The organism is Hymenobacter agri, assembly GCF_054778495.1.
This window is the reverse complement of sequence record NZ_BAAGZM010000889.1, coordinates 1-1,302: the sequence shown is the minus strand read 5'-3', so window position 1 is coordinate 1,302 and position 1,302 is coordinate 1. Positions and strand designations below refer to the sequence as shown.

At 62.4% G+C, this 1,302-nt stretch carries 1 protein-coding gene; it reads right to left on the bottom strand.

The genetic code is table 11. The features are described from left to right. Positions 1–855: 855 nt before the first annotated feature. Positions 856–1,302 (bottom strand): hypothetical protein (locus ACYVDE_RS23115; RefSeq protein WP_460503884.1); only part of this gene is annotated, 447 nt, incomplete at its 5' end.

Sequence of the window (1,302 nt, the reverse complement as noted above, 5' to 3'; positions counted from 1 at the left end):
GCGGGAAGCAGCGACCGGGGCAGGTTTGGCCGCGGGCTTGGCGGCTGGCTTGGCTACCGGTTTGGGAGCAGGCTTACGGGCCTGGGCCGAAGCCGCTACGGGCAGCGCGGCCAAACCGGCAGAAGTCAGCAAAACGGAGAATAATGTACGCATGGCATTTTACAGAAAAAGGCTGTGAAAAAATTGATGCCGTAAAAATAGAAGCAATTGATTATTTCAGTGTACCAGGCAAACCAGTTCGCGCCGGGCAGCTGAGGCGGGCCCGCAGCACTGCTCATGCGAAGCAGGCTCCAGATAGTGGCGCCCCTGCCCCACGCCCGGCTGTGGCGCAGGCTAAAGTGCAGCAGCAGCGCCACCAGCCAAGCCGCTGGACCGGTGCGGCGGGCACGGGGCAGTAGTGGCACAGCACAGGGTGCCGGTCACCACCGTGCTGATTCAGGCCGAAGCCGGCCGGCTCAGCAGCCAGCCGGCTAACTGCAGAAAAAAGGGAGAAAAGCGTTTCATAGCCCGGGAAGACAGGCAGGTAATCAACTAGCGCAATTTTGGCGTGGCGGTACCACAGGCTTGTAATCCGCGGCCGGGCGGGCCGCCAGCACCACGGGCGGGCTCCTGAGCAGCAACTGCAAGTAGTTTTTTTTCATGGCGGCGCGTACGGTTGAAAAGCAGGTTGTTTGACTTGTCCAAAGCAAGCAAGCCACCGGGCCGCACGCCGTTCGCCGGTGTTGCAAATGCATTGCCGAGCGTTTCAGAGCATGCGTATTCGTTGCAGATGCATGTGTTTTTGTGCCTTCTTCCGTAAATCATCCGACTGCATCCACAAAAACCCGGTAAATCGATTGATTTACCGGGTTTCCATTAATTGAACTTTGCCAGGCTCAATGGCCAGGCCTCAGTTGGGGCCGCCGTTGCTGCGTCCCGCATCCGGCGGGGCTCCTGCGCCCGGCCGCTGCTGAAACGCCGCGCTGGGCTGGTACCCAGACTGCCGCGAAAACGCCGTGGAGAATGCCGCCGGGCTGCCGAAGCCCACCTGATAAGCCACCTCTGCCACGGTGCCCACCCGCGCCCGTAGCAGCACCCGCGCCCGGTGCGGCCGCGTGCCTCGAATGTGCTTGCTCGGCGATTGCCCGGTGAGGGTTTGAGCTTGCGGTACACTTGCGTACGGCTCGTGTCAATGGCCGAGCCCAACTCGTCCACGCCAAACGTTTCCTCGCCCAAGTGGCGCAGCACGGCTTCCTCCACCCGACGCAGAAATTCCTGGTCGAGCGAGGGCAGGCCGGCCACGGCGGCGGCGTGCGCGGCCTG